This is a genomic window from Streptomyces sp. NPDC038135 (assembly GCF_055601245.1).
Genome location: NZ_JBVJXS010000008.1, coordinates 300,377 through 327,135, shown reverse-complemented (window position 1 = coordinate 327,135; position 26,759 = coordinate 300,377). Strand labels below are relative to the sequence as shown.

At 73.9% G+C, this 26,759-nt stretch carries 23 protein-coding genes; 17 read left to right on the top strand and 6 right to left on the bottom strand.

Annotation, left to right across the window (positions count from 1 at the left end; translation table 11 throughout):
- Positions 1-10: 10 nt before the first annotated feature.
- On the bottom strand, positions 11-775 hold the full coding sequence (locus ACZ7JA_RS24300; RefSeq protein ID WP_470810398.1) for a crotonase/enoyl-CoA hydratase family protein: 765 nt from the start codon (positions 773-775) through the stop codon (positions 11-13).
- Between the two features lie 56 nt (positions 776-831).
- Complete coding sequence (locus ACZ7JA_RS24295) at positions 832-1,827, bottom strand: lysylphosphatidylglycerol synthase transmembrane domain-containing protein (protein ID WP_470810394.1); 996 nt, start codon at positions 1,825-1,827, stop codon at positions 832-834.
- A gap of 186 nt (positions 1,828-2,013) precedes the next feature.
- Here ACZ7JA_RS24295 and ACZ7JA_RS24290 point away from each other — a divergent pair, with 186 nt between their 5' ends.
- The 15 genes from ACZ7JA_RS24290 (at position 2,014) to ACZ7JA_RS24220 (ending at position 22,040) form a co-directional block, all read left to right on the top strand.
- On the top strand, positions 2,014-3,891 hold the full coding sequence (locus ACZ7JA_RS24290) for an ABC transporter ATP-binding protein (RefSeq protein ID WP_450746567.1): 1,878 nt from the start codon (positions 2,014-2,016) through the stop codon (positions 3,889-3,891).
- Positions 3,892-4,062: 171 nt separating this feature from the next.
- Positions 4,063-4,602: a (2Fe-2S)-binding protein gene (locus tag ACZ7JA_RS24285; RefSeq protein ID WP_351668113.1), complete on the top strand. Its 540-nt coding sequence runs from the start codon at positions 4,063-4,065 to the stop codon at positions 4,600-4,602.
- Entirely contained in the window at positions 4,599-5,594 is a 996-nt protein-coding gene (locus ACZ7JA_RS24280; protein WP_351668111.1) for an FAD binding domain-containing protein, read from the top strand. The genes ACZ7JA_RS24285 and ACZ7JA_RS24280 overlap by 4 nt, the downstream gene beginning before the upstream one ends.
- A gap of 34 nt (positions 5,595-5,628) precedes the next feature.
- The gene (locus tag ACZ7JA_RS24275) at positions 5,629-8,010 is read left to right on the top strand and encodes a xanthine dehydrogenase family protein molybdopterin-binding subunit (protein WP_470810390.1); all 2,382 of its coding nucleotides are present in this window, start codon (positions 5,629-5,631) and stop codon (positions 8,008-8,010) included.
- A 35-nt stretch (positions 8,011-8,045) separates the two neighbouring features.
- The gene (locus ACZ7JA_RS24270) at positions 8,046-10,418 is read left to right on the top strand and encodes a glycoside hydrolase family 65 protein (protein WP_470810549.1); all 2,373 of its coding nucleotides are present in this window, start codon (positions 8,046-8,048) and stop codon (positions 10,416-10,418) included.
- 127 nt (positions 10,419-10,545) lie between these two features.
- Positions 10,546-11,397, top strand: a complete 852-nt coding sequence (locus tag ACZ7JA_RS24265) for a LytR/AlgR family response regulator transcription factor (RefSeq protein ID WP_351668107.1) — start codon at positions 10,546-10,548, stop codon at positions 11,395-11,397.
- Between the two features lie 138 nt (positions 11,398-11,535).
- Positions 11,536-11,907 carry a hypothetical protein gene (locus tag ACZ7JA_RS24260; protein WP_470810387.1) on the top strand — a complete coding sequence of 124 codons (372 nt, stop codon included), beginning with the start codon at positions 11,536-11,538 and terminating at the stop codon, positions 11,905-11,907.
- Positions 11,904-13,667, top strand: coding sequence for a sodium/solute symporter (locus ACZ7JA_RS24255; RefSeq protein ID WP_470810382.1), 1,764 nt, complete (start codon positions 11,904-11,906; stop codon positions 13,665-13,667). Before ACZ7JA_RS24260 ends, ACZ7JA_RS24255 begins: the two co-directional genes overlap by 4 nt.
- Entirely contained in the window at positions 13,664-14,848 is a 1,185-nt protein-coding gene (locus ACZ7JA_RS24250) for a sensor histidine kinase (protein WP_470810378.1), read from the top strand. Before ACZ7JA_RS24255 ends, ACZ7JA_RS24250 begins: the two co-directional genes overlap by 4 nt.
- 18 nt (positions 14,849-14,866) lie before the next feature.
- A complete protein-coding gene (locus tag ACZ7JA_RS24245) occupies positions 14,867-15,439 on the top strand; it encodes a DUF6817 domain-containing protein (RefSeq protein WP_389301393.1) in 573 nt (190 codons plus the stop codon).
- A gap of 103 nt (positions 15,440-15,542) precedes the next feature.
- Entirely contained in the window at positions 15,543-16,553 is a 1,011-nt protein-coding gene (locus tag ACZ7JA_RS24240; RefSeq protein ID WP_351668099.1) for a LacI family DNA-binding transcriptional regulator, read from the top strand.
- A gap of 372 nt (positions 16,554-16,925) precedes the next feature.
- Positions 16,926-18,341, top strand: a complete 1,416-nt coding sequence (locus ACZ7JA_RS24235) for an extracellular solute-binding protein (RefSeq protein ID WP_351668097.1) — start codon at positions 16,926-16,928, stop codon at positions 18,339-18,341.
- A 125-nt stretch (positions 18,342-18,466) separates the two neighbouring features.
- Entirely contained in the window at positions 18,467-19,426 is a 960-nt protein-coding gene (locus tag ACZ7JA_RS24230; RefSeq protein ID WP_351668095.1) for a carbohydrate ABC transporter permease, read from the top strand.
- Between the two features lie 14 nt (positions 19,427-19,440).
- Positions 19,441-20,316, top strand: coding sequence for a carbohydrate ABC transporter permease (locus tag ACZ7JA_RS24225; protein WP_450747278.1), 876 nt, complete (start codon positions 19,441-19,443; stop codon positions 20,314-20,316).
- A 119-nt stretch (positions 20,317-20,435) separates the two neighbouring features.
- Positions 20,436-22,040: a glycoside hydrolase family 13 protein gene (locus ACZ7JA_RS24220; RefSeq protein WP_351668091.1), complete on the top strand. Its 1,605-nt coding sequence runs from the start codon at positions 20,436-20,438 to the stop codon at positions 22,038-22,040.
- A gap of 89 nt (positions 22,041-22,129) precedes the next feature.
- Here the strand turns inward: ACZ7JA_RS24220 and ACZ7JA_RS24215 are convergent, their stop codons facing one another.
- The 4 genes from ACZ7JA_RS24215 to ACZ7JA_RS24200 form a co-directional block, all read right to left on the bottom strand.
- Complete coding sequence (locus tag ACZ7JA_RS24215) at positions 22,130-22,261, bottom strand: hypothetical protein (RefSeq protein WP_393433711.1); 132 nt, start codon at positions 22,259-22,261, stop codon at positions 22,130-22,132.
- Positions 22,262-22,403: 142 nt separating this feature from the next.
- Positions 22,404-23,471, bottom strand: coding sequence for a DNA polymerase III subunit beta family protein (locus ACZ7JA_RS24210; protein ID WP_470810364.1), 1,068 nt, complete (start codon positions 23,469-23,471; stop codon positions 22,404-22,406).
- A gap of 62 nt (positions 23,472-23,533) precedes the next feature.
- Entirely contained in the window at positions 23,534-24,364 is an 831-nt protein-coding gene (locus ACZ7JA_RS24205) for a cytochrome c oxidase assembly protein (protein WP_450747280.1), read from the bottom strand.
- Positions 24,365-24,372: 8 nt separating this feature from the next.
- Complete coding sequence (locus ACZ7JA_RS24200; RefSeq protein ID WP_351668085.1) at positions 24,373-24,930, bottom strand: DUF2243 domain-containing protein; 558 nt, start codon at positions 24,928-24,930, stop codon at positions 24,373-24,375.
- A gap of 169 nt (positions 24,931-25,099) precedes the next feature.
- On the opposite strand from ACZ7JA_RS24200, the gene ACZ7JA_RS24195 reads away from it, so the two are divergent.
- Together ACZ7JA_RS24195 and ACZ7JA_RS24190 are read left to right on the top strand one after the other, a co-directional pair.
- Positions 25,100-25,813 (top strand): FadR/GntR family transcriptional regulator, encoded by a 714-nt coding sequence (locus tag ACZ7JA_RS24195; protein ID WP_351668083.1) that lies wholly within the window; start codon positions 25,100-25,102, stop codon positions 25,811-25,813.
- A gap of 1 nt (position 25,814) precedes the next feature.
- A complete protein-coding gene (locus tag ACZ7JA_RS24190; RefSeq protein WP_351668081.1) occupies positions 25,815-26,648 on the top strand; it encodes a sterol desaturase family protein in 834 nt (277 codons plus the stop codon).
- Positions 26,649-26,759: the final 111 nt, after the last annotated feature.

Genomic DNA, 26,759 nt, shown 5'->3' with positions numbered 1-26,759 from the left:
CCCGGAGCCCTCAGAGCTCCGTGAAGGACCCGTGCCGCCCCGCGCCGCCCGCGAACCGCGCCGCGCCCTCGAGGCCCTCGGCCAGCACGGCGACGCCGTGGCGGAGTTCACCGCGCATCGCCGTCTCCTCGGCCAGCCCGTCCTGGTCCAGCACCGAGGCCCGGTCCCCGCGCAGACACGCCTGCGGGAACCGGGCGATGGCCGCCGCGAGTTCCTCGGCCTCGGCCCGGGCGCGGCCCGTGGGCACCACACGGTTGGCGAGGCCGATGTCGTGGGCCTCGCGGGCCGGGACCGGGCGGCCGGTCAGGATCATGTCCATGGCCCTGCTGGTGCCGATCAGCCGGGGCAGCCGTACCGTCCCGCCGTCGATCAGCGGGACGCCCCAGCGGCGGCAGAACACCCCGAAGACGGCGTCCTCCTCGGCGACCCGCAGATCGCACCACAGCGCCAGTTCGAGGCCGCCCGCGACGGCGTGCCCCGCGACGGCCGCGATCACCGGCTTCGACAGCCGCATCCGGGTCGGCCCCATCGGACCGTCACCGTTCTCCGCGACCCGGTTGCCCCGCTCCGTGCCGACCGCCTTCAGGTCGGCGCCCGCGCAGAACGTGCCCCCCTCGCCCCACAGCACCGCCACCCGGGCGTCGTCGTCGGCCTCGAAGGCCCGGAAGGCGTCGGCGAGCGCGGCGGCCGTCGGCCCGTCGACCGCGTTGCGCGCCTCGGGACGGGACAGCACGACCGTGGTGACGTGTTCCCTGCGCTCCACGCGGACCGGCACGGCGGTGCTCCTCTTCGGGGGACGGCGGGGGCGGCGGTTCGAAGGGCCACTCTGCCTCAGATGACCTTCAGCCGCACCAGCGCCCCCAGCGTCACCGCCCCCGGCACCAGCGGCAGCCACACGGTGATGACGCGGTAGGCCAGCACCACCGCCGTGGCCACCGCCGCCGGGCCGCCCGCCGCGACCAGCGCCACGATCAGCGCCGCCTCCACCGAGCCGATCCCGCCCGGCGTCGGCACCAGCGCCACCGCGACCGTCGCCGCGAGATACGCCAGCGCCATGTGCGCCGGCGGCACCGGCAGGTCCAGCGCCCGGCCCACCGCGGCGAGACCGGCCGCCTGACAGGCCGGGAACGCCAGCGAGCCGCCCCACAGGGCCAGCGCCCGGGCCGGCCGCGTGTGCACCGACCGCGCCTCGCCCAGCGCGTCCCGCAGGAAGGCGCACACGGCCCGGCGCAGCCGCCCCACGAAGGCCAGCGCGGCCGCGAGCAGCACCAGCGTGCCCGCGACGGCCGGTACCAGCGCGGAGCCGCCGGACAGCAGCGGCGGCCCGGAGCCCGCGGGCAGCAGCGTGCCCGGCCGCAGCGCGTCGGGGAAGGCGACCAGCAGCGCGGCCAGCAGGCCCAGCCGGCCCACGCTCTCCGCCAGCAGGTACAGGGCCAGCGCAGCCGAGGAGCGGGCCGGCGGCACCCCGCACACCGTCATGAAGCGCAGGTTCACCGCGCTCGCGCCGAGCCCCGTCGGCAGCAGGTGGTTGGCAGCGCCCGCCGCGAACTGGGTCACCAGCAGCCGCTTCTTCGGCAGCGGCTGCACCACCGCGCCCTGCCGGGTGCACGCGGCCGCCACCCAGGTCAGGCAGGTCGCGGCGGCCGCCGCCAGCAGCCACGGCCAGGAGGCGGTGCGCAACTGGCCGAAGCCCTCGGCGAGCACCGAGCGGTGCCGCACCGCGGCCACGGCGACCAGCACGAGCGGCACCGCGCACAGGGCGTGCCGGACCGGGAAGCGCCGGGGGAGGCGGCCCCGGGGGACGTCGGGGAATCGAAGCGCTGTCACACCGGAAGAGGTTCTCCGCGCCGCGTCAACGGCGGGTGGCGTGGGCGCGGACGGCGGCTTACGGACGGGCAGCGGATGGGCGGGAGGAGGCACGGAACCCTCAGGCCGCGGGGCAGTCGGTGCGGACGACGAGGCGCGGACGTTGACCTCAACGACGCTTGAGGTTCTACGTTCTCTTCCATGAGCATGGAGACCACCGCCTGGACGCAGCTGCACAGCGTCATGAACGCACAGGCCGACCGCCGCCCCTTCGCCCGCGCCACACTGCGCCGTATCGCCGCGTTCGCCCGCCCGCACCGCGCGGGCATCGTCCGCTTCGTCCTGCTCGGGGTGGTGACGGCACTGCTGGCCGTGGCCACCCCCGTGCTCGCCGGCCATGTCGTCGACGCGATCGTGGCGGGCCACGACTCCGGGGCCGTCGTACGGCTCTCCCTGATGATCGCGCTGGTCGCGCTCGCTGAGGCGGGGCTGGGCGTCCTCGGCCGGCGCCTGTCGTCGACGCTCGGGGAGGGACTCATCCTCGATCTGCGCACGGCTGTGTTCGATCATGTGCAGCGCATGCCGGTCGCGTTCTTCACCCGCACCCGTACGGGAGCGCTGGTCAGCCGTCTCAACAACGACGTCATCGGCGCCCAGCGGGCGTTCGCCAACACCCTCTCGGGCGTGGTGACCAACCTCGTCACCCTACTGCTCACGCTCGCGGTGATGCTCACCCTGTCCTGGCAGATCACCCTGCTCGCGCTGGTGCTGCTGCCGGTGTTCGTGCTGCCCGCCCGCCGCATGGGCAGCCGCATGGCCCGGATGCAGCGGGAGGCCGCGGCCCTCAACGCGGCCATGGGCACCCGGATGACCGAGCGCTTCTCCGCGCCCGGCGCCACCCTGGTCAAGCTGTTCGGCCGCCCGGAGGAGGAGTCGGCGGAGTTCGCGGCCCGCGCCCGCCGGGTGCGCGACATCGGGGTGCGCACGGCCACCGCCCAGTCGGTGTTCATCACCAGCCTCACCCTGGTCTCCGCCCTCGCCCTGGCCCTCGTCTACGGCCTCGGCGGCTGGTTCGCGCTGCACGGCACCCTGGAGGCCGGCGCCGTCGTCTCCCTCGCCCTGCTGCTCACCCGGCTCTACGCCCCGCTCACCTCGCTCGCCGGGGCCCGCGTCGAGGTGATGTCCGCCCTGGTCAGCTTCGAGCGGGTCTTCGAGGTGCTCGACCTGAAGCCGCTCATCGAGGAGAAGCCGGACGCGGCCGAGGTGCCGGACGGGCCGGTCGCGGTCGAGTTCGACGACGTCCGCTTCGCCTACCCGTCCGCCGACCAGGTCTCCCTCGCCTCGCTCGAGGAGGTCGCCGCCCTGGACACCCGCGGCGGCACCGAGGTCCTGCACGGCGTTTCCTTCCGCGCCGAACCCGGTCAGACCGTCGCCCTGGTCGGCTCCTCGGGCGCCGGCAAGTCCACCATCGCGCAGCTGCTGCCGCGCCTCTACGACGTCGACTCCGGTGCGGTGCGGATCGGCGGGGCCGACGTGCGCGACCTGAGCGCCGCCTCGCTGCGGGCCACCCTCGGCATGGTCACCCAGGACGGCCACCTCTTCCACGACACCGTCCGCGCCAACCTGCTGCTCGCCCGGCCGGACGCCCCGGACGAGGAACTGTGGGACGCGCTCGGCCGCGCCCGGCTCGCCGAGGTGGTGCGCTCCCTGCCGGACGGTCTCGACACGGTCGTCGGCGAGCGCGGCTACCGGCTCTCCGGCGGCGAACGCCAGCGCATGACCATCGCCCGGCTGCTGCTGGCCCGCCAGCGCGTGGTCATCCTCGACGAGGCCACCGCCCACCTGGACAACACCTCCGAGGCGGCCGTACAGGAGGCCCTCACCGAGGCCCTGGAGGGCCGTACCGCCGTGGTGATCGCGCACCGGCTGTCCACCGTGCGGGCCGCCGACCAGATCCTGGTCGTGGAGGCCGGCCGGATCGTGGAACGGGGCACGCACGAGGAACTGCTCGCCGTCGACGGGCGGTACGCGGAACTGCACCGCACCCAGTTCGCCCGGCGGGACGGCGAGGTGCCGGCCGTCTGAGGGCGTTCCCCACGGCCGGCCGGCCGTGCGTGGCGGCGGCCGGCCCCGGTCCCGGCCGGACCGCCGCCGGGGGCCGCGGGGGCGCTGGAGTGGCCGGGACGTGTGAGGCGTCGCAGCCTGGATACGCGGTGTGCACGGACACCACGGCCCGTCCGGAAGGCCCTCCTTGCCATGACCAGTGAAAACCGGCCCGACCCGCACTCGGAGATCACCCTGCGGGTGAACGGCAAACCCCACACCCTGCTCGTCGACCACCGGCGGGTCCTGCTGGACCTGCTCCGCGAGGACCTCGGGCTCACCGGCTCCAAGAAGGGGTGCGACCACGGTCAGTGCGGCGCCTGCACCGTCCTGGTCGACGGACGCCGCGTCAACGGCTGCCTGCTGCTCGCCGTCACCCTCGACGGCAGCGAGGTCACCACCGTCGAAGGCCTCGGCGGCGACGGGGAGGAACCGCACCCCCTGCAGCGGGCCTTCCTCGAACGCGACGCCTTCCAGTGCGGCTACTGCACCCCCGGGCAGATCTGCTCCGCCGTGGGCATGCTCGCCGAGGCCGCCGCCGGCCACCCCTCCCACGTCACCGACCCGGCCGAGCCCTCCGGCCGGCCCGTGCCGCTGGACCGGACCGAGATCCGCGAGCGGCTCAGCGGCAACCTGTGCAGGTGCGGCGCCTATCCGCGCATCGTCGAAGCGGTGGAGGACGTGATCGGGTGAAAGGCTTCGAATACCTCAGGCCCACCGGTGTCCAGGAGGCCGTCGAGGCCCACGCGGCGCACCCCGGCGCCCGCTACCTCGCCGGCGGCACCAACCTCGTCGACCTGATGAAGCTCGGCGTGGAGACCCCCGGCGTCCTCATCGACGTGGGCCGGCTGCCGCTGGACGCGGTGGAGGAACTGCCGGACGGCGCGCTGCGCGTCGGCGCCACCGTCCGCAACAGCGACCTCGCCGCCCACCCGCTCGTCCGCGACCGCTACCCGGTGCTCTCCCAGGCCCTCCTCGCGGGCGCCTCCGGCCAGCTCCGCAACGCCGCCACCACCGGCGGCAACCTGCTCCAGCGCACCCGCTGCCCGTACTTCCAGGACCTGGACAAGCCCTGCAACAAGCGCGAGCCCGGCAGCGGCTGCGGCGCCCGCGACGGCGTGCACCGCGACCACGCCGTGCTCGGCCACTCCCCGCACTGCATCGCCACCCACCCCTCCGACATGGCCGTCGCCCTCGCCGCCCTCGACGCCCGGGTCGAGCTGTACGGCGCCGAGGGCGGACGCAGCATCCCGGTGGCCGACTTCCACCGGCTGCCCGGAATGCGCCCGGAGCGGGACACCGAGATCCGACCCGGCGAGCTGATCACCGGCGTGCTGCTCCCGGCCGCCCGGGCCGGGGCGCCCTCCGCCTACCGCAAGGCCCGCGACCGGGCCTCGTACGCCTTCGCCCTGGCCTCCGTGGCCGTCGTCCTGCGCGTCGCGGACGGCGTCGTGGACCAGGTGGGCCTCGCCTTCGGCGGCCTCGCCCACCGGCCCTGGCGGGCCCACCACGCGGAGACGGCCCTGCTGGGCGCGGCCGCGACCCCCGAGGCCTTCGAGGGCGCCGTCGCCCTGGAACTGGAGCGCGCCGAGCCGTTGCGCGACAACGCCTACAAGGTGCCCCTCGCCCGCAACCTCGCACTGGACGTCCTGAACCGCCTGGCCCCCGCCCCCGCGACGGCCTGACCCCCTCGGACCCGGCCGACCCCAGGAGAACCCGATGGCGCACGACCCACTGGAGCACGGCGGCCCGCTGCCCGGGACCGGACTGCCGCACGACGACCCGATGGCCGCCACCGGGCTGCCCCGGGACGACCCGCTGTCCGGCACCGGTCTGCCGCACCACGACCCGATGGCCGCCGCCGGCGCGGCCAGGGACGACGCGCTGTCCGGGACGGGCCTGCCGCACGACGACCCCCTCACCCGCACCGCCTCCGCCCCGGCCGAGGCAGGCGGGGAGCGGCAGCCCCGGACCGGCGCCCTGGACCGGGACCCCCACCCCACCCCGCGCACCGGCACCGCCCTCGGGGCGCCCGCGGGGCGGCGGGAAGGGCGCGAGAAGGTCACCGGGAACGCCCGGTACGCCGCCGAGTACCCGGTGCCCGGCCGCGCCTACGCCTGGCCCGTGCCCGCCGCCGTGGCCCGGGGCCGGGTCACCGGCGTGGACACCGCGGCCGCCCTCGCGCTGCCAGGCGTCCTCGCCGTGCTGACCCCCGGCGACGCCCCGCGCCTCGGCGAGACGGACGACGCGACGCTCGCCGTCCTGCAGAACCGGCACGTGCCGCACCGGGGCTGGTGCGTCGGCCTGGCCGTCGCCGAGACCCTCGAGGCGGCCCGTGCCGCCGCCCGGGCCGTCCGCGTCCACTACGCCGCCGAGCACCACGACGTCGTGCTCCGCCCCGACCACCCGGACGCCTACGAGCCCGAAGGGGGCGCTCAGCCGGGCCGCCTCGAACACGGCGACCCGTACGGCGCCTTCGCCGCCGCCGACGTCCGCCTGGACACCGAGTACCGGGTGCCGCCCCTGCACAACCACCCCATGGAACCGCACGCGAGCACCGCGCACTGGGACGGCGACCGGCTGACCGTGTACACCTCCAGCCAGGGCAGCACGACCGTCCAGTCCGTGCTCGCCGGTCTCTTCGACCTGCCCGAGGAGCACGTCACCGTGGTGGCCGAGCACGTCGGCGGCGGCTTCGGCTCCAAGGGCACCCCGCGCCCCGACGTCGTCCTCGCCGCCATGGCCGCACGGCACACCGGCCGGCCGGTCACGGTGGCCTACCCCCGCCGGTACATGCCCACCGTCGTCGGCCACCGGGCCCCCACCCTGCACCGGCTGCGCCTCGGCGCCACCGCCGACGGACACCTCACCGCGGTGCTGCACGAGGTCACCACGCACACCTCGCACGTCAGGGAGTTCGTGGAGCAGGCCGCGGTGCCGTCCCGCGTCATGTACACCGCCCCGCACCTGCTCAGCTCCCACCGGGTGGTGCCGCTGGACGTCCCCAGCCCGTCCTGGATGCGCGCCCCCGGCGAGGCCCCCGGCATGTACGCCCTGGAGTCGGCGGTCGACGAACTCGCCGGGGCCCTCGGCGCGGACCCTGTCGAGCTGCGGATCCGCAACGAGCCGGAGAGGGAACCCGGCAGCGGCAAGCCGTTCAGCAGCCGGCACCTCGCCGAGTGCCTGCGCGAGGGCGCCCGCCGCTTCGGCTGGGACCGGCGCGACCCGCGCCCGCGCTCCCGGACCGAGGGCGCACTGCTCATCGGCACCGGAGTGGCCGCGGCGACCTACCCGGTCATGATCCGGCCGTCGACCGCCACCGCCCAGGCCCTGCCCGACGGCACCTTCGTCATCAGGGTGAACGCGGCCGACATCGGCACCGGCGCGCGCACCGTCCTCGCCCAGGTCGCCGCCGACGCCCTCGGCGCGCCCCTGGACCGGGTGCGCACCGAGGTGGGCCGCAGCGACCTGCCCCCGGCGTCGCTGGCCGGCGACTCCTCCGGCACCGCGTCCTGGGGCTGGGCCGTGCACGAGGCGTGCGCCGGTCTGGCGACCCGGCTCGCCGAACACACGGGCCCGCTGCCCGCCGACGGCCTCCTGGTCCGTTCCGACACCGCCGGCCGGGCGGACGCCGACTCCCCGTACGCCCGGCACGCCTTCGGCGCCCACTTCGCCGAGGTCGCCGTCGACACCGTCACCGGCGAGGTACGGGCCCGCAGGATGCTCGGCGTCTTCGCCGCCGGGCGGATCCTCAACACCCGCACCGCGCGCTCGCAGTTCGTCGGCGGCATGATCATGGGCCTGGGCATGGCACTGACCGAGGGCAGCACCATGGACGCCGCGTTCGGCGACTTCACCGAGGCCGACCTCGCCTCGTACCACGTGCCCGCCCACGCCGACGTCCCGCACATCGAGGCCGACTGGATCGAGGAGGACGACCCGCACCTCAACCCCATGGGCAGCAAGGGCATCGGCGAGATCGGCATCGTCGGCACCGCCGCCGCCCTCGGCAACGCCGTCCACCACGCCACCGGGATCCGGTTCCGCGAACTGCCCCTCACCCCGGACCGGATCCTCGCCGGCCTGCTGTCCGAACGGTGACCGCCACGGCGAAGGACACCGGAAGGGGGACCGAGGTGCCGGGACTGCTGTGGGAGTACGACGGGTACGACCCCGCGGAGGAACGCCTGCGGGAGTCCCTGTGCACCCTGGGCAACGGCTGCTTCGCCACCCGCGGCGCGCTGCCCGAGTGCGCCGCGGACGCCGTGCACTACCCCGGGACCTACGCGGCCGGCATCTACAACCGGCTCACCTCCGACGTCGCCGGCCGCCGGGTCGACAACGAGGACATGGTCAACCTCCCCGACTGGCTGCCGCTGCGCATCCGCCCGGACGGCCACGACTGGCTCGGCCCCGACACCACCCCGGTCGCCGAGCATCGGCAGATCCTGCACCTGGACCCCGGCGTGCTGGAGCGCCGCACCAGGTACCGGCTGGACGGCGGCGGCACGCTCCTCGTGCGCCAGCTCCGCCTGGTCCACATGGGCGACCCGCACCTCGCCGCCCTGCGCACGGACGTCACCGCCGAGGACTGGACCGGCGAACTCGACGTCGAGGCCGCGCTCGACGGCGGCGTCACCAACTCCGGGGTGGCCCGCTACCGCGACCTCGACGGCCGCCACCTCACCCGGATCGAGACCGGCAGCGCCGAGTCGGGCGCGATGTGGCTGCGCTGCCGCACCCGCACCTCGGACATCGCCGTCGGACTCGCCTGCCGGCTGACCGCCGACGCCCCGGCGACCGACGCGCACGAGCCGACCCGGGCCGTACGGCGGCTGCGCCTGGCCCTCGCGCCCGGCCGCACGGTCACCGTCGACAAGTGCGTCGCCCTGCACACCTCGCACGACCCCGCCATCAGCGACCCGCTGTGGGCCGCCGTCGACCGGGCCGAGAACGCGCCCGCCTTCGACGAGCTGCTCTCCTCGCACGCCACGGCCTGGGAACAGCTCTGGCGGCGCGCGGAACTCGACGTCCCCGGCGAGCCGGGCAGCATCCTGCGCCTGCACCTCTTCCACGTGCTGCAGTGCCTCTCCCCGCACACCGCCGACCTCGACGTGGGCGTCCCCGCCCGCGGACTGCACGGCGAGGCGTACCGGGGGCACGTGTTCTGGGACGAGCTGTTCGTGCTGCCGTACCTGAACCTCCACCTGCCCGAGGTCTCCCGGGCGCTGCTCCACTACCGCCACCGCCGCCTCGACGCGGCCGTCCACGCGGCCCACGAGGCCGGCCGGCGCGGCGCCCTGTACCCGTGGCAGAGCGGCAGCGACGGCCGGGAGGAGACCCAGGAGCTGCACCTCAACCCCCGCTCGGGGCGCTGGCTGCCGGACCACTCCCGGCTGCAGCGGCACGTCGGCTCGGCCGTCGCCTACAACGTCTGGCAGTACTGCGAGGCCACCGGCGACACCGACTTCCTGCACACCGAGGGCGCCGAGATGCTGCTCCAGATCGCCCGCTTCTGGGCCGACTCGGCCACCTACGACGAACACCTCGGCCGGCACCGCATCCTGGGCGTGGTCGGCCCCGACGAGTACCACGACGCCTACCCCGACGCCGCCGCGCCCGGCCTGGACGACAACGCGTACACGAACGTCACCGCGGCCTGGGTGCTGCTGCGCGCCCTGGGCCTGCTGCGCGACCTGCCCGAGCCGCGCCGCCTCGAACTGGCCGAGGGCATCGGCCTGGAACAGGACGAACTGGCCCGCTGGGAGGAGGTCTCCCGCACCCTCCACGTGCCCTACCACGACGGCGTGATCAGCCAGTTCGAGGGCTACGGCGATCTCGCCGAACTGGACTGGGAGGCCTACCGGGTACGGTACGGCGACATCCGGCGCCTCGACCGGATCCTGGAGGCGGAGGGCGACACCGTCAACCGCTACCGGGCGTCCAAGCAGGCCGACGTGCTGATGCTCGGCTACCTGTTCTCGCCCACCGAACTGCAGTCCCTGTTCCGGCGGCTGGGGCACCGCCTGGACGAGGACATCTGGGCCGCGACGGTCGACCACTACCTGCACCGCACCTCCCACGGCTCCACCCTGAGCGGCCTCGTGCACGGCTGGATCCTGGCCCGCGCCCGCCGCGCCGACGCCTGGGGCTTCGTCCAGGAGGCCCTGCGCGGCGACATCGCCGACGTCCAGGGCGGCACCACCGGCGAGGGCATCCACCTGGGCGCCATGGCCGGCACCCTCGACCTCGTGCAGCGCTGCCTCACCGGCCTGGAGACCCGCGACGGCGCCCTCTGGCTCGACCCGGTGCCGCTGCCGGAACTCTCCTCCTACGGCTTCTCCCTGCGCTACCAGGGCCACTGGGGCGTCCGGCTGCGCCTGCGCGCGGGCCTGCTGGAGGCCACGGTGCCGTCCGCGTCCGGCCGGCCGCCCATCGACTTCCGGCTGCAGGACCGGGTGGTCCGGGTCGGGCCGGGGGAGAGGGTGCGCATGCGGCTGCCGGAATGACCGGCGCACGCGACGCCGCCGGCTTCTCGACGGCCGCGGCCCCGAGGGGCCAGGATGCCCTGGGGCCCGGGCCCCGCGGGACGGGACGGGACGGCACGAGAGGGCAGGGGACGAGGAGATGCGGGACATGGGCGCGGCCGGGCGGCCCGGGCCACGAGCCGGCGACGGACAGGAGCCGCTGCGCGCGCTCGCGGTGGACGACGAGGAACCCGCGCTGGAGGAACTGCTCTACCTGCTCGGCGAGGACGAGCGGATCGGCAGCGTCGTGCCCGCCCTGGACGCGGCGGGGGCGGTGCGCCTGCTGGAGCGGGCCTTCGCGGCCGGGCCCGGCGCCCCGGACGCCTTCGACGTCGTCTTCCTCGACATCAACATGCCGGGTCTGAGCGGCCTGGAGCTCGCCGGACTGCTCGCCGGCCACCCGAACCCGCCGCTGATCGTCTTCGTCACCGCCCACGAGGACTTCGCGCTGCGGGCGTTCGACCTCAAGGCGGTGGACTACCTGCTCAAGCCGCTGCGCAAGGAGCGCTTCGCGGAGGCGGTACGGCGCGTCGCCGAACTGACCCGGGCCGGGCAGGGCCCCCGGCCGCCCCGGCTCCCGGCGGACGGCCCCGCCCCGGCCGGCGCCCCCGGCGACCAGGTCCCCGTGGAACTCGGCGGGGTGACCCGGTTCGTCCCCGTCGCCGACATCACCTACGTCGAGGCACAGGGCGACTACGCCCGCCTGCACACCCCGCACGGCAGCCACCTGGTGCGCGTCCCGCTCACCACCCTGGAGGAGCAGTGGCGCTCGCGCGGGTTCGTCCGCATCCACCGCAGCCGCCTGGTGGCCCTCGGCCGCATCGAGGAACTCCGCCTGGACGGCGGCAACCTGACCGTCCGGATCGGCGACCGCGTCCTCGCCGTGAGCCGCCGCAACGCCCGGGAACTGCGGGACCTGCTGGCCGCCCGGGCCCAGGGCGCGGTACGCGGACGACGGTGACGCCGCCCGGCGTCCCGGGCGCCGGCGAAGCGGCCGTGGCGGCCCTGTGGCGATCCTCGTCCGGTACCTACCTGACCGCCCCGGCGCTGCGTACACTCGCCGCAACAAGGTGATCACCGCGGCGTCGGGGAGTGCGTGATGGGTGCCGAATCCGTCCCTCGCAGAGAGGTGGTCACCGGACGGCCCCGCACCGACCGCGCCGGCCTCCCCCCGCCCCGTGCCGCGATCCCGCCCGGCGGCCGCCCCGCCGCCCCGGACGACGACGCCCCCGTACGGAACCTGATGCGCCGTCAGCTGCGCGCCGCCCTCGCCGCGACGGCCCTGCTCGCCCTCTCCCTGGGACTGCTCCCGGTCCTCCTGCGGGTCCTCCTCGCCGGCGGCGCCGAGCACGACGTGCCGCTGGCGGTCTGGCTGCTGCTGGGCGTGGCGCCGTACCCCGTCCTGCTGTGCACGGGAGCCTGGTACGTACGCCGTGCGGAGCGCAACGAGGGCGGCGTGACCGGGCGTTGAACCAGACGTACGGAATCGCCGGAGTGTCGGCCGTGGTACTCGCCACGGTGCTCGTCGGCGCGCTGGGCCTGCGCATCTCGCGCACCACCTCCGACTTCTACGTCGCCTCGCGCAGCGTCCCGCCGCGGCTCAACGCCTTCGCCGTCAGCGGCGAGTACCTGTCCGCCGCCTCCTTCCTCGGCGTCGCCGGACTCGTCCTCGCCCAAGGCGCCGACATGCTCTGGTTCCCCATCGGCTACACCGCCGGCTTCCTGGTGCTGCTCGCCTTCGTCGCCGCCCCGCTGCGCCGCTCCGGCGCCTACACCCTGCCGGACTTCGCCGAGGCACGCCTGGAGTCCCGCGCCGTGCGGCGGATCGCCGGCGTGCTCGTCGTCGGCGTCGGCTGGCTCTACCTGCTGCCCCAACTGCGCGGCGCCGGGCTGATCCTGCGGCTGCTCACCGGCGCGCCCGGCTGGTTCGGCGGCCTGGTCGTGGCCGCCGTGGTCACCGTGGCGGTGGCCGCGGGCGGCATGCGCAGCATCACCTTCGTCCAGGCGTTCCAGTACTGGCTGAAGCTCACCGCCCTGCTGGTGCCGGCCGTGTTCCTGCTCATCGCCTGGCGCGCCGACCGGGCCCCGGCCCCCGCCTGGGACGAGCGGCCCGTCTTCCAGCGCTCCACACGCGTCGCCGGCGACCGGCCGCTGACCCTCACCGTCCAGGAACCGGTGCGCGTCACCGTCAGCGGAACCGTCGACGGACGCCCCCTCGACGGCGGACCGCTCACCCTCGGCGCGGGCACCCACCGCGTCGCCCCCGGCACCGCCCTGACCTTCCCGGCCGGCGCCCCCGTGCCGCTGCCCGGCGACGGCGGTCCCGGCACCGCCCCCTCCGGCTGGGCGCAGCCGCTGTCGGCCGGCCGCGAACAGCACGGCCTGTACGCCACCTACGGGCTGATCCTCGCCACCTTCCTCGGCACCATGGGACTGCCGCACGTCGTCGTCCGCTTCTACACCAACCCCGACGGCCGGGCCGCCCGCCGCACCACCGTCGTCGTCCTCGGCCTGCTCGGCGCCTTCTACCTGCTGGTCCCGCTCTACGGCGTGCTCGGCCGGCTCTACGCGCCCGACCTGCTGCTGACAGGCGACACCGACGCGGCGGTGCTCGTCCTGCCGCAGCGGCTGATCGGCGGGCTCGGCGGCGACCTGCTCGGCGCCCTGGTCGCGGGCGGCGCCTGCGCGGCGTTCCTGTCCACCGTGTCCGGACTCACCATGTCCGTCGCCGGGGTGCTCGCCCAGGACGTGCTGCCGACCCTCGGCATCCGCAACTTCCGGCTCGCTACCCTGCCCGCCATCGCGGTGCCCACCGCCGCCGGCGCCGTCGTCACCGACCTCCCGGTGGCCGACGCGGTCGGCCTCGCCTTCGCCGTGTCCGCCTCCTCGTTCTGCCCGCTGCTGCTCCTCGGCATCTGGTGGCGCGGCCTCACCCCGCCCGGCGCGGTCGCGGGGCTCCTCCTCGGCGGCGGATCCGCCCTCACCGCGGTGACCGTGACCATCGCCGGCGGGGCGAGGTCCGGCCCCCTGCACACCCTGCTGGCCTGGCCGGCCGTCTGGTCGGTCCCCGTGGGCTTCGCGGCCATGGTGCTGATCTCCCTGGCCACCCGGCACCGCGTCCCGGCGACCGCGGCGGCCACGATGGCCAGGCTCCACCTGCCCGAGCCGCCGAGCGCCCCGGTCGGCGCCCCGGGCGCCGGTCCGCAGCGGTCGCGGGGGCGCCGTCCGTGACCGCGCTCGGCACCGTCGTCCTCGCCGTGGCCGCCCTCGGGCTGTTCGCCCTGGGCGCCGCCCTCGGTCACGCCGCGGCCCGCCGGCAGCAGGAGAACCAGGCCGGCGTCGGCACCCCCGTGGAGCGTGCCACCTTCCACACCCTGCACACCGCCTCGCTCGCCGCACCGCCCCTGCGCGCCGGCCTCACCCCGGACACCGCCCGCAAGGCGGCCCGCCGGCTGCGGCCGCTGCTCGGCACGGTCGCCCTCGCCCTCGCCGACGAGGAGGCCGTACTCGCCTGGGACGGCGCCGGCGACCACCACCGGGCCGCGGCCGCGGCCCACCTCGCCCACGCCACGCGCACCCGGACGTTCACGCTGACCTGCCCCGACGCCCGCTGCCCCGTCCGCTGGGGGGTGATGGTCCCGCTGACGGTCGACGGCCGGCCCGCCGGCGCCCTGGCCGCCTTCGCCGGCCACGAGTCCGCCGTCGTCGTCCGGGCCGCCGAGGAGGTGGCCCGCTGGGTCTCGGTCCAGCTCGAACTCGTCGACCTGGACCGGGCGCGCTCCAGCGTGATCGAGGCCGAGATCAAGGCCCTGCGCGCCCAGATCTCCCCGCACTTCATCTACAACTCCCTGGCCTCCATCGCCTCGTTCGTCCGCACCGACCCCGAGCGCGCCCGCGAACTGCTGCTGGAGTTCGCGGACTTCACGCGCTACTCGTTCCGCCGGAACGGCGACTTCACCACGCTCGCCGAGGAACTGCGCTCGATCGAGCAGTACCTCGAACTCGCCCGCGCCCGGTTCGGCAGACGCCTGGAGGTGACCCTGCGGATCGCCCCCGAGGTCCTGCCCGTCACCCTGCCGTTCCTCTGCCTGCAGCCCCTCGTGGAGAACGCGCTCAAACACGGTCTCGAGGAGTCCGTGGACCGAGGCCGGATCACCATCACCGCCGAGGACGAGGGCACCGAGGCCCGGGTCGTCATCGAGGACGACGGCGTCGGCATGGACCCGCAGCGCCTGCGCGACCTGCTGCGCGGCCGGGACGGCCCGTCCGCCGGTATAGGCCTGAGCAACGTGGACATGCGGCTGCGCCAGGTCTACGGCGACGACCACGGCCTCGTCATCGAGACCGGCCTCGGCGCCGGCACGAAGATCACCGTCCGGCTCCCCAAGTTCCACCCGGGCTCCGCCCGTTGACGTGAAAGGACGCCACAAGTGATCGAACCGGACACCGGCACACCTCCCGACGCCGCGGACCGGGCGCTGGCCCTGCTCCGCGAGTGCGGCGCGCAGGACATGGCCCACCCCGGCGGCACCCTCCTCGCACACCTGCGCCGCGTCCACGACCGGCTCGCGCTGTGGCAGGCCCGCCCGGCGCTCCGGCTCGCGGGACTCTGCCACGCCTTCTACGGCACCGACGGCTTTCCCGGCGCCCTGCTGCCGGTGACCCGCCGGGCCGAACTCGCCGCGGTGATCGGCGCCGAGGCCGAGTCGATCGTCTACCTGTACGCCTCCTGCGACCGCGAGGCCACCTATCCGGACCTCGCCCGGACCGACGCCCCCTTCCACGACCGCTTCACCGGCGTGACCCACGTGCCCGGGGCGCGCTCGCGCCGGGACTTCGCCGAACTGTCGGCCGCGAACGAACTCGACCTCGCCCGGCTCGACCCCGCCTTCCGCGAGCGGTGGGGGCCCGATCTGCTCGCGCTCTTCACCCGGCTCCGGGCGCTGCTGAGCACCGAGGCATGGCTCGACTGCCGCGCCGTCCTCGCCGAGCCCGCCCCCTGACGCGCACCCGCGGCGCCGCGGTACCCGGGCCCGGGACCCCGCGTCCCAAAACCCGCGGCAATCACCGCAATTCATTTGCGGAAATTGCGCTAGGCTTGCGTACATGACGCGACGACTTGCTCAGGTGGCCAAGAAAGTGGGGGTCAGCGAGGCGACGGTCAGTCGTGTCCTCAACGGCAAGCCCGGAGTCTCGGAGTCGACCCGGCAGTCGGTGCTCACCGCTCTCGACGTCCTCGGCTACGAGCGGCCCACGCAGCTCCGCGGCGAGCGCGCCCGTCTCGTCGGACTCGTCCTGCCGGAGCTGCAGAACCCGATCTTCCCGGCGTTCGCCGAGGTCATCGGCGCGGCGCTGGCCCAGCAGGGGCTGACCCCGGTGCTGTGCACGCAGACCAAGGGCGGCGTCTCCGAAGCCGACTACGTGGACCTCCTGCTGCAGCAGCAGGTGTCCGGCGTGGTCTTCGCCGGCGGGCTGTTCGCCCAGGCCGACGCGCCGCACGACCACTACCGGCAGCTCGCCGAGCGGGACATCCCGGTGGTCCTCGTCAACGCCTCCATCGAGGGCCTGGACTTCCCCTGCGTCGCCTGCGACGACGCCGTCGCCGTCGAGCAGGCCTGGCGCCATCTCGCCTCGCTGGGGCACGAGCGGATCGGGCTGGTGCTCGGCCCGAGCGACCATGTTCCCTCGCGCCGCAAGCTGGAGGCCGCCCGGGTGGTGGCCCGCCGCGCGGGCGGGGAACTGCCGGAGGAGTTCGTCGCGCGGTCGATGTTCTCGCTGGAGGGCGGGCAGGCCGCGGCCGCCCGGCTCCTGGAGCGCGGCGTGACCGGCGTCGTCTGCGCCAGCGACCCGCTGGCGCTCGGCGCCATTCGGGCCGTGCGCAGGCGGGGACTCACCGTCCCCGGGGACGTCTCGGTGGTCGGGTACGACGACTCGGCCTTCATGAACTGCACCGAGCCGCCGCTGTCGACGGTCCGTCAGCCCATCGAGGCGATGGGCCGGGCGGCGGTGGAGCTGCTGTGCGCCCAGCTCCAGGGCAGCCGTTCGCACCCCGGCGAGCTGCTCTTCGAGCCGGAACTGGTGCTGCGCGGCTCCACCGCGCCCCCGCCCGCGAGCTGATCCCTCTCCTCCCACTCGGGCCGGCACCGGCGCCGGGACACCGCCCCGCGGTCCCCGGTGCCGGTGTTCTCGTATGCCCTGATCCACAAGTTCCTGCCCTCGCGATGAGGGCGTCGCGGTCCGCTCCGGACGTCTCCCGGGGGCGGACCGCGACTGCTTCGCCATCGACAGACGGCTGTTGGGTCCGCGCGTCGACTGTGGACGGTGGCGGTTCCACTGCGAGTGGACTCCGGGGCTGTCAAACAATTGCGAAATTGGCGCGAGATATTGCTGCCACTTGTTGATGGTGGTTGAGTGTGCGGCGCCCCACAACGCACCGAGTCGCCCCGACGGTGGGGCGACCTCACCGTTCATGCCCGAAGGGGACCACCCATGAGAAGTGCCCGGTTCCGCCGTACCCGTCGCTCCGGCGCGGTCGCCCTCGTCTCCGCGCTCACCCTGACCGCGCTCGCCGCCTGCGGCACCAGCGCGAGCGACAACGGCGCCGGTGGTTCCGAAGGAGGTGGCTCCTCCGACCCGGCCGCCCCCCTGGACCCCAAAACCAAGGTGACGATCACCATCGACTGCATGCCCCCCGCGGCCAAGGCGGCCGAACTCAGGGAGTGGAAGCAGGACGTCGCCGAGTTCAACAAGAAGTACCCCAACGTGACCGTCGAGGGCCGCTCCACCCCGGGCCAGTGCCTGGAACCGCCCCGCTTCACCGCCATGCTGAAGGCCAAGTCCCAGCCCGACGTCTTCTACACCTACTTCACCGACCTGCCGCAGGTGCTCGACAACGACGGCGCCGCCGACATCACCGCGTACGTCAACGACAGGACGGTCCCGCTGCTGAAGGACATCGACCCGAACGTGCTCGGCTCGCTCAAGCACGACGGCAAGCTCTACGGCCTGCCGACCAGCAACTACACCATGGGCCTGCTCATCAACCGCAAGCTCTTCCGGCAGGCCGGCCTGAACCCCGACTCCCCGCCGCGCACCTGGGACGAGGTCCGCAGCGCGGCCAGGAAGATCGCCGCCCTCGGTGACGGCATCGCCGGCTACGGCGACTACAGCGCGGCCAACACCGGCGGCTGGCACTTCACCGCCCAGGTGTACAGCCTCGGCGGCGACATCGTGGACGCGAGCGGCAAGAAGGCCGCGTTCAACAACGACATCGGCCGGCAGGTGGCGCGCAACCTGCACGCCATGCGCTGGGACGACGACAGCATGGGCAAGACCCAGCTGCTCAAGTGGGGCGACCTGCAGAAGCAGATTGCGAGCGACAAGCTCGGCATGTTCCTCGCCGCCCCCGACGACATCGCGTACATGGTCCAGCAACTCGGCGCGGAGTACGAGAACTTCGGCATGGGCCCGATCCCGGGCGAGAAGAACACCCTGGCCGGCGGCAACAACTACATGATCAAGAGCGGTATCTCGGGCGACAAGATCAAGGCCGCGATCGCCTGGCTCAACTTCAAGAACCTGACCGTAGGCAAGGGCCAGTTCGACTGGGCCCGCACCAAGGCCGACAAGCTCCCGGTCGGCGTCCCGCAGCCCAACTTCTGGCTGGGGGAGTCGAAGAAGAAGGACGACGCCGCCCGGCTGGCGAACGCCACCATGCCGGTCGCCAACTTCAGGACGTTCATGGACAACCCGGTGCCCGGCAAGGCCGAACCGCCGAAGGCGCAGGAGATCTACAAGGTCCTCGACAACGTCATGTCCGGCATCCTCACCAACAAGGACGCCGATGTCGACAAGCTGCTCTCCGCGGCCGAGTCCCAGGTCAACCAGGTCCTCGCCAACCAGTGACCGGCCCCCGGCGGGAGCGGGCCCACCGGCCGCCCCCGCCGGGAGCCCGCGTCGGCGGCGCCGCCCCGCGGCCCTCGCCGCGTGTGCGCCCCAGCAACCCGGCAGTCGAGCACCAAGGAGCGACGATGGCGGCCCCCAGTCTGACCCCGAGCACGGCGGACCCCGCCCGCCCGGCACCCCCGAGCCCGGCGGGCCCGCCACCGCCCGGCGGCCGGTTCGCCCGCGGCCTGCGGCGCAACCTCACCGCCCACGGCTTCCTCATCGGCGCGGTGATCTGTTTCGCGGTGTTCTCCTGGTACCCGATGATCAGGGAGTTCGCCCTCGCGTTCCAGAGGACCGGCAACGGCGGGACCCACTGGGTGGGCCTGGACAACCTGGAAACCGTCTACCACGACCCCGCCTTCTGGCAGGCCTGGCGCAACACCCTGCTGTTCACCCTGCTGGCGCTGGTCCTCGGCTTCGCGGTGCCCTTCGTCACCGCGATCGTCATCAACGAGTTCCGGCACGGCCAGGGCTTCCTCCGGCTCCTCGTCTACCTGCCCGTCATGCTCCCGCCGGTCGCCTCGGTACTGCTCTTCAAGTACCTGTACGACCCCGGATACGGCCTGCTGAACGAGCTGCTGCGGTTTTTGCACCTCCCCGAGCAGCAGTGGCTGCAGGACCCCGGCCTGTCGATGCTGTCCGTGGTCGTCGCCTCGACCTGGATGAACATGGGCGGCGCGACCCTGATCTACCTGGCCGCGCTGCAGGGCATCCCCGGCGAGCTGTACGAGGCGGCCGAACTCGACGGCGCCGGCCTGCTGCGCAAGGTCTGGCACGTCACGATCCCGCAGACCCGGCTGATCCTTTCGCTGATGCTGCTGATGCAGGTCATCGCGACCATGCAGGTGTTCGTCGAGCCGTTCCTGCTCACCGGCGGCGCCGGCCCCGAGGGTTCGACCACCACGGTCGTCTACCTCATCTACCAGTACGCCTTCAACTTCAACGACTACGGTGCCGCGGCGGCGCTCGGCCTGCTCCTGCTCGTACTCCTCGCCGGTTTCTCGGCGGCGTACGTACGGCTCAGCCGCGCCCGCGACGAGTAGACGGGGAGACCGGCATGTCCACACGCACACTCATCTCACCCTCCCAACTCGCACGACCGCGGGGCAGGTTCCTCTACTGGACCGTCTTCGTCCTGGTCGTCGCGGCCTTCGTCCTGGTGTTCCTCGGGCCGCTCTACTGGCTGGCCTCCAGCGGGGTGAAGGACCCGCAGGAGGTGATCCGGACCCCGCCGACCCTGGTGCCGAGGTCCTTCACCCCGGGCAACTACACCCGCGCCTGGGACGTCATGGACCTTGCCCGGCTGCTGCTCAACACGACGTTCTACGCGTTCGGCGCGCTGGCCTGCCAGCTCGTCCTGGACGTGGCCGCCGCCTACTCCCTGTCCAAGCTCCGCCCGGTCCTCGGCAAGGCGATCCTCGGCATGATGCTGGCGACGCTCATGATCCCGGCCACCGTGCTCGTCGTACCCCAGTACCTGACCGTTCTCGACGTGCCGCTCGTGCACCGCAACCTGCTCGACTCGCCCTGGGCGATCTGGCTCCCCTCGGTCACCAACGCCTTCAACATCTTCCTGCTGAAGCGGTTCTTCGACTCCGTCCCGAGGGAACTCCTCGACGCGGCCGCCATGGACGGCGCCTCCCCGACGCGGATCCTGTGGTCGATCGTGCTGCCCATCTCCCGGCCGATCCTCGGCGTGGTGTCGATCTTCGCGATCGTCGGCGTCTGGAAGGACTTCCTCTGGCCGATGCTCACCCTGCCCGACCCGTCGAAGCAGACCCTCAACGTGGGGATCTACTCGCTCTCCACCGGGGTCCCCGTGAACATCCTGATCGCCGCCCTGACGATCGCCTCGCTGCCGACCCTGCTGATCTTCCTGGTCTTCCAGCGGAACATCATGAGCGGCCTCACCGCCGGCGGCCTCAAGGGCTGACCGCACCGCCCGCATCCTCCCGGCCGCCCCTCCCACCCAGCCTTCGCCGCCGGCCCGTCCGACGCCCCGCAGCATCCGGGCCGGCGGCGAAGATCCACCCTGCCCGAAAGGAACGTCAGTTGGCAGCCCCTCACTCGCCCCGCACCGACGACTGGTGGCGCGACGCCGTCATCTACCAGGTGTACCCGCGCAGCTTCGCCGACGGCGACGGCGACGGCACCGGGGACCTCGCGGGAGTCCGGGCGAGACTGCCCCACCTCGCACGGCTGGGCGTCGACGCCGTCTGGTTCACCCCCTGGTACGCCTCCCCGCTGGTGGACGGCGGCTACGACGTCTCCGACTACCGCACGATCGACCCCGCGTTCGGCACCCTGGCCGAAGCCGAGAAGCTCATCGCGGAGGCCGCCGAACTGGGCATCCGGGTCATCGTCGACATCGTCCCCAACCACGTGTCCGACCAGCACCCCTGGTTCCGCGCCGCGCTGGCGGCCGGGCCCGGCAGCCCCGAGCGCGAGCTGTTCCACTTCCGGCCCGGGCGCGGCGGGAGCGGTGAACTGCCGCCCAACGACTGGCCGTCACAGTTCTCCGGACCCACCTGGACCCGGGTGCCCGACGGCGACTGGTACCTGCACCTCTTCACCCCGGAGCAGCCCGACCTCAACTGGGCGCATCCAGCGGTCCGCCGGGAGCACGAGGAGATCCTGCGGTTCTGGTTCGAACGCGGTGTCGCCGGCGTACGCATCGACTCCGCCGCCCTGCTGGTCAAGGACCCCGCGCTCGCCGACTTCGAGGAGGGCGTGGACCCCCACCCGTACATCGACCAGGACGAGCTGCACGACGTCTACCGCTCCTGGCGGTCGATCGCCGACGAGTACGGGGCGGTGTTCGTCGGCGAGGTCTGGCTGCCGGACGCGGAGCGCTTCGCCCGCTATCTGCGGCCCGACGAACTCCACACCGCCTTCAACTTCAACTTCCTGGCCTGCCCCTGGGAGCCGGACCGGCTGCGGAGCGCCATCGACGACACCCTCGCCGAGCACGCCCCCGTCGGGGCCCCGGCCACCTGGGTGCTCTGCAACCACGACGTCACACGAACCGTCACCCGCTACGGGCGCGCCGACACCTCCTTCGACTTCGCCGCGAAGGCCTTCGGCACCCCGACCGACCTCGAACTGGGCACCCGGCGGGCCCGCGCCGCCGCCCTGCTGACCCTGGCCCTGCCCGGCTCCGTCTATCTCTACCAGGGGGAGGAGCTGGGGCTGCCCGAGGCCGAGGTCCCGGTGGAGAGCATCCAGGACCCCATGCACTTCCGTTCGGGAGGCGCCGACCCGGGACGGGACGGCTGCCGCATCCCGCTGCCGTGGGAGGGCGACGCGCGGTGGTGCGGGTTCGGCGCCGGAGCCGAACCCTGGCTCCCGCAGCCCGAGGGCTGGGACCGCTACGCCGTCGACCGGCAGACGGCCGACCCGGACTCGATGCTCGCCCTGTACCGTGCCGCCCTCCTCCTGCGCCGGTCCGTCCCGGGCTTCGGGGACGGACCCCTCACCTGGCTGCCCGCCGGCGACGGCATCCTCGCCTTCACCCGGGCGCACGGCCTGGTCTGCGTCGTCAACCTCTCCGAGCGTGCGGCCGAACTCCCGCCGCACGAGACCCTGCTGCTGGCCAGCGGCCCGCTCGACGGCGCGGGCCGGCTGCCGCGGGACACGGCCGTGTGGCTGCGCACCTGAGGGCCGCTGTCGACGGGGGCGGGGCGGCACCGTGTCACACGGTGTCCTCCAGGCCCCGAACCGCACCGCCGGCCCCGCGCCCGCCCACCTCACCAGGGGAACGCGCCCGACCCGTGGAAGGAGACGAACAACCAGGCGACCAGGGGGAAAAGCACCAGGAGCACGAAGCCGGCCAGCGCCTTCGCCCACCCGGCGGTCCGCCCGCGCCCGTCAGCCGGCACGGCGGATCACCACCCGGTGGGGCGGCAGCTCGCGTGGTCGACGCATCGGCTTCCTCCCGGCTCGCCGGGCGTGACCCTGCAGGGCGTCCGACATGCACATGCTAGGCAGGCGCCGCCTTCCCCTCACCGCTTCCCGCTCGCGTCAGTCGTCCAGCCGCACCGGCATCAGCAGGGAGAAGGTGTGCTCGTCGTCCGGGCGGCGGATCGCGAGCGGGGCCGTCGGGGACGTGGACTCCAGGACGAGGCGGTCGTGGGCGGCGGCGGTGAGGGCCTGGAGGAGGAACGCGCGGTTGACCGCGATGACGTCCTGGCCGGCCCCGGCCTCCTCGCGGACGGTCACCGTGTCGTCGTCCGTCACTTCGAGCACGCTCAAGTCGGCTGCTGAGCCTTCCTGTTCGTGGACCGGGCCCGTCTCGAGCGCCTCGCGCAGGACGGACGTGTCCACGAGGACGCGGCGGCCCGCCGGCAGGTGGACGAGGCGGCGGTAGTCGGGGAAGTCGTGGTCGAGGCACTGCCCGGCCACCTGACGGTCGCCGGCCTCCAGCCTCACCCGGTCGCCGTCCAGCTCCAGCCGCACGGGCCCCTCGCCGCCGAGCAGGGCGCGCATGGCGTCGGCGAGCGGGGCGGGCACGACGGCCTGGACGCGCGGGCCGGCGTGCCCGATGGCCGCCGTCCGGGAGACGGCCATCCGGTAGCGGTCGGTGGCCACGGTGTGCACGCCGTCTCCGTCGACGTCGAACAGGACGCCGCCGAGCATGGGAAGTTCGGGGTCGGTGCCGACCGCGAAGCGCACCGCGTCCAGGGCGGCGGCGAGTGCCGGGGCCGGGACGGACAGGCTGACGGGGGCGGTGTCGCGCGGGGACATGGGGTTCTCCCTCTGGTCGAGTAGGGCTCGGAGTGCGGAGAACTCGGCGCGCGCATCGGACAGTCCGGCCTCCAGCCGGCGCAGATGGGCCGCCAGCAGGGTGCGGGCCAGGGCGGTGTCGGTTCCGGACCAGGCGGCCAGCACCAGCCGGATGTCCGCCAGCGGCATACCGGCCCGGCGCAGGCGCGCCAGCACCCGGGCCTCCGCCAGCTGCTCCTCGCCGTACCAGCGGTACCCGCTCACCGGGTCCACCCGGACCGGGACCAGCACGCCCGCCCGGTCGTAGAACCGCAGGGCGCTCACGCCCAGTCCGCTGGCGCGGGCCGTCTCTCCGATACTGCGCATCTCGCTCTCCACACCCGGAACCCTGAGCCCTCGACCAGGTCGAGGGTCAAACCCGGCCTGGATCAGTCTCCCGCCGTCGCGGTCGCTCCGAGACCTCCCGGCCGCGGGACGGTCCCCGGGCGGCGCTCGGGCCGCCAGGTCGCCATCAGCGCACCGGCCAGCAGGAGTTCGGCGATGTCGCCGCCGTAGTACATGATCTCCGCGCCCTGCCGGACCTGTTCGACGGGGGCGCGGATGTCGACGTAGAACCCGCCGTACATCGCCTGGGCGATCAGGGCGTGCGCGGCGATCGCGACGCCCAGGTACACCAGCCGGGCCCGGACTCCGGGACGGGCGGGCGCGGGGTCGGGGCCGGCGACGGCGTGGGCGAACAGGCATCCCGACGCCAGGAAGTGCGCCAGCATCAGCCAGTGCCCCAGGGGGTGGCCCATGGCGGCGTTGTAGACCGGCGTGAAGTAGAGCACCGCGAGGCTGCCGGTGCTCAGGGCGAGCGCCACCGCCGGACGGGTCAGCACCCGGACCGGGCCGCTGTGCAGCAGCGCCGAGAGCGTGCGGGCCCGGGCGGCCGGCAGCGCTCGCAGCAGGAGTGTCACCGGCGCCGCCAGCACCAGCGCGGTCGGCGCGTACATGCCGACGAGCATGTGCTGCGCCATGTGCCCACGGAAGTCGGCGTGCGCGGCGGACGACAACGGCGGAAGCAGGGCGATCGCCAGCAGGCACAGCCCGCCCAGGAACGACGCCGACCGCCAACGGCTCCAGCCGCGTGCGGGGTTGCGGCGCCGGACGCGGCGCACCGCGAGCAGATGGCAGCCGGCCGCGGCCAGCAGGACCGCCAGGATCAGCGCCGCCGGCACGGCCGCGGGCATACCGCCGGCACCGCCGTGGTGGTGCATGTCGCCCATCAGGCGTGGTCCTTGGCGTCGCGGGGCGCCGCCGGGTCGTGAGGCGTTCCGCCGCGCTGGATCAGATGACCGGCGAGCATGAGAACAGCGCCGAGCACCAGGAAACCGGCGTCCCACCACGCCTGGTGGGGACCCCCGTGGACGTGGTGGATCCCCAGGATCTGGTGGTCGAGGAGGCCCTCGACCAGGTTGAACAGGCCCCAGCCGAAGAGGATCCAGCCCCACAGGACCCGTGAGGTCCACACGGCCCGCCGGTTGTGCGTGACGCGCGAGTACAGCAGGGCCAGGCCCAGGAGCACGGCCACCCAGCACACCGCGTGGAAGACGCCGTCCCACACCGTGTTCATCCGCAGGCCCGAGACCGTGTGGGGGTCGTAGTACTTCACCCCGATGCGGTCGTGGTTGGTGCTGGTGAGCATGTGGTGCCACTGCAGGAGCTGGTGCAGGAGGATGCCGTCGACGAACCCGCCCAGCCCCACGCCGAGGACGGTCCCCGGCAGGCGCAGACTGCTGGGCTCGGCTGTGCGCGGCGGGGCTGTGCCTGGCATGGTGGCCATCACCTGGTCTCCGTTCGGTCGGCGGTGCCGGTCTGGTCCTGGGGCGTGGTTTCCCGAACGGCACGCCACAATCACGCGGGGCGGTGCGCTTTCGGTCAATCGCCGAAGACCCCGGAAAAACTGGTCCAACCAGTTGACCAGTGGCCGCGGCCGGTCCACGCTGCTCGCCATGACACGGCACGGCATACGGCGTGAGGCGGTCTCCGACCAGCTCTTCGCCGTCCTGCGCGACAGGATCCTCGACGGCGGACTGCCGCCCGGCTCGGCGCTCATGGCCGAACGCGAGCTGGCTTCCGAATTCGGCGTGAACCGGCACGCCGTCCGTGAGGCCGTCAAACGCCTCCAGCAGGCGCGGCTCGTGCGGGTCAGTCACGGCGGGCGCACACTCGTCCAGGACTGGCGGCGCTCCGCGGGCCTCGACCTGGCCCTGGGCATCGCGGCGGCCGACGCGGGGCCCTCGGTCGAGGACCTCGCGCGGGACGCCCTGGAGATGCGGGCGTGCGTCGGCGCCGACGCGGCCCGCCTGTGCGCGATCCGGTGCTCCGGGAAGGCCGCCCGCGAGATCGTCGAGGCCGCTGAGCGGTACGCGCGCAGCGGACCCGATCCGGCCGAACTGGACGAGGCCGACATCGCGTGGTGGCGGCTCGTCGTGGAGGGTTCCGGGAACGTCGCCTACCTGCTGGCCTTCAACAGCCTCGTCGGAGGCACGCTTCCGGTCGCCGACGTGCCCGGCGACCTGCGGACGGCGGAACTCCTCGACGCGGCGGCCCGGCTCCGGCTCGCCGCCCACATCGAGGCGCGCGAGGCGGAGGCGGCCGAGCGCCTGGCGCGTGAGCTGCTGTCCCGAAGTGTCCCGACGACGCCCCGGAAGGCGGAGCGCTGACATGATCCCTGCCGTGGTCTACGCCATCCCGGCGTTCGTGCTCCTGGTCGTGGTGGAGGCGTTGTCCTACCGCTTCCTGCCGGACGACGAGGAACGCGGCTACGAGCTGCGCGACACGGTGACCAGCATGTCGATGGGTGCCGGCAGCCAGGTCGTCGCGGTGCCGTGGAAGGCGGTGACGGTCGTGGTGTACGCGGCCCTCTTCACCGTCGCTCCCTGGCGGCTCTCCCCGTCCTCGGCGTGGACGTGGCTGCTGCTGTTCTTCGCGGACGACCTGGCGTACTACGCCTTCCACCGTGCCCACCACCGGGTCAGGGTGCTGTGGGCGAGCCACGTGGTCCACCACTCCAGCGTCCGCTTCAACCTCTCGACCGCCCTGCGCCAGAGCTGGACGCCGATGACCGGCCTGCCGTTCTGGCTGCCGCTGGCGCTGCTCGGCATCCCGCCGTGGATGATCCTGCTGCAGCAGGCCTTCAGCCTCGTCTACCAGTTCTTCCTGCACACCGAACGGGTCGACAGGCTGTGGCGTCCGGTGGAACTCGTCTTCAACACGCCCTCCCACCACCGCGTCCACCACGGGTCGAACAACGAGTACCTGGACCGCAACTACGGCGGCGTCCTCATCGTCTGGGACCGGCTCTTCGGGACCTTCGAACCGGAGGGCGCCCGCGCGGTGTACGGCCTCACGAAGAACATCGGCACCTACAACCCGGTGCGGGTCGCCTTCCACGAGTACACGGCCGCCTGGCGCGACGTCCGCGCGGCCCGGAACTGGCGCCAGCGCGCGGGATATCTGTTCGGGCCGCCCGGCTGGTCGCCCAGGGCCGAGGGGTGATCCACGCACCTGCCGCCGCGGCCCGGCGCGTACCCATCAACTGACAGGTTCCGGACAAAGAGTTGGCCAAGTGCCGGACCCCCTCGCCCGCGCGTGATCGGGTCTCCTGCG